The sequence below is a fragment of the Bradyrhizobium sp. YR681 genome, from assembly GCF_000282615.1.
GTDB lineage: Bacteria > Pseudomonadota > Alphaproteobacteria > Rhizobiales > Xanthobacteraceae > Bradyrhizobium.
The window spans coordinates 1-2191 of the sequence record NZ_AKIY01000326.1 but is presented as its reverse complement, the minus strand read 5'-3'; the positions used below and the strand labels follow the sequence as shown (position 1 = coordinate 2191).

1 protein-coding gene and 1 pseudogene are annotated in these 2191 nt (G+C 66.4%); both read right to left on the bottom strand.

The window, feature by feature from the left end; translation table 11 throughout:
• A partial coding sequence (locus PMI42_RS34970) for a methyl-accepting chemotaxis protein (RefSeq protein ID WP_008144104.1) occupies window positions 1-1875 on the bottom strand: 1875 nt, incomplete at its 3' end.
• Window positions 1876-1995: 120 nt separating this feature from the next.
• Window positions 1996-2191: pseudogene (locus tag PMI42_RS34965) on the bottom strand (enoyl-CoA hydratase); the annotation flags it as partial.

Here is a 2191-nt window from a genome sequence, read left to right as displayed (position 1 = left end):
CGCGCGCTGTTGTTCGACGGCAGCGGCAATCGCCGTCATCTTCTCGTCGATGCCGCTGATGGCGCCGCCGATCGAACGGATGGCGGTCACGGCCTGGCCCGTCGCGCCCTGGATCTCCTCGACCTGGCGCGAAATTTCCTCGGTGGCGGTCGCCGTCTGTGCCGCGAGGCTCTTGACCTCGCCGGCGACGACCGCAAAACCGCGGCCCGCCTCGCCCGCGCGCGCCGCCTCGATGGTGGCATTCAAAGCCAGCAAATTGGTCTGGCCGGCGATGGCGTGGATCATCTTCACCACTTCGCTGATGCGGCTTGCGGTCTGGTCGAGGATCTCGACCGTCGCGTTGGTCCGCTCGGCCTGCGACACGGCCTCGCGGGCCTCGCGCGCGCTCGACTGCACCTGCGCGGAAATCTCGCCGACGGACGCAGAGAGTTCCTCGGTCGCGGCCGCGATGGTCTCGAGATTGTTGGTGGCCTGCTCGGCGGAGGAGGCGACCGCCGCGGTCTGGCTGCTCGACTCCGAGACCAGCGTGCGCACATCGGTCGCGGTCGCATCAAGCTCCCTGGCCGACGCCGCGACGCTGTGGATGACGGCCTGCACGGTGTCGTCGAAACTGCGGCACGCCTCATCCACGGTGCCGGAGCGGGCAAGCTGGATCGCCTGCTGCGATTCGCGTTCCTGACCGAGACGCTCCGCGGTCGCCGCGCTTTCGCGCAGGCTTTCGAGCGCGGCGGCCATGGTGCCGAACTCGTCGGGATATCTGGACTGCGGAACGTGTGTCGCATAGTCACGCGCGCCGATGCGGGCGATGGCGTCCAGAATGGCGCGCACCGGGCGCATCAGGCGATTGCGCACGACGTACACGCCGGCCAGGGTCACGGCGAGCGCGACCAGGAACGCGAGCGACTGCACGACGAGATTGGTGAGCGCCTTGGTCTGAACGGTTTCGGCCCGCGCGATCGACTGGTCGAGCGCCTTGGTCGCGACCCCCACGATGAGCGGGAACGGCGACTGGCAAAACGTATTCCATTCCGAAGCGGGCATCGCGGGCTTGCCGCTGCCGTCGAAATTCTTGGTGAGATCGCCGATCTGCTTGAGAACGCCGTCCGTCTTGGCCTGAGCTTCCTTAGCGGCGGTCACCAGCTCCGCACTCACATCAGGCGCTGCGAGCAACTCGCCCATGCCCGCCCAGCCGGACGTGATCGTGCCATCCCATTGCGCCAGTGAGCGCTTCTGGGCGTCGTCGAGCGGCTTGCTGCTGTTGACGTTCGAGCGAAGGGACGAACAATGGATGCCATAGCGGTCGCGCACCTGCCAGGCGAAGCGGCGGACCTGGATCATGCGGGCGATATAGGGATCGTTCATCCAGGCACGGTTCGACACCGCGGTGGAGGCGAGGTTCGCGGTGTCGATGACCTTGGTGACGGCATCGTACCAGGAATTGGTCCGCTCGATCTTGCGCTCGGCGCGCGGGCGCTTGGCTTCGTCGTAGAACAGCTGGAACTGTGGCGCAGCCTCGCTCCAACGCTGCTTCAGCGTGCCGGCGAGCTCGTCGCGGCGGGCGAATTCGATGGTGGCGAGCGCGGCGCTGATACCGTCATAGCCGCCCTGCTCGGCCTTCTCGGCTTCGGCGAGTTTTGCCTTGGGATCGTCCTCGCCGAGGATGGCGCTCTGGGCATCGCCGCGATTGTTCCGCAGAGACAGCACGCCATGGAAGATCGCCTTGTCGGCAGCAGCCAGCCGCGCCGTTTCAAGACTGTCGCTGTAGCGACCGAAGGCTCCGAACATCTGGATCGCCGTGGAAGCCAGCGCGCCGGCAGCCAACAGGGCCATCAAGGTCAGGAGAAGCGAGCTTACCGATCTCTTAAAAATTGCCATGAGCGAAGGGGCCTGCATTGTACTGCCGGCCACCCTGCATCGTGACATGCCAAGGATCGGTTAAGGTTTTAGTCAAATTGCCGGGAGTTCCCGGTCTGGAGCATTTAAAGGCTAGCGAAATCAGGCAACCTTGGTGAAATCCGGCGGGCGGCGCTCCGCGAAGGCCGTGAACGCTTCGCGCGCTTCCGCCGTGCGCAGGCGCTGGGCGAACTGCTCGCCTTCGGCCTGCATCTGCGCGACCAGCGCCTCGCCGTTGCGCATCAGCTTCTTGGTGGCGGTGAGCGCGCCGGCCGGCTGGCGGGCGAGCCGCTGCGCC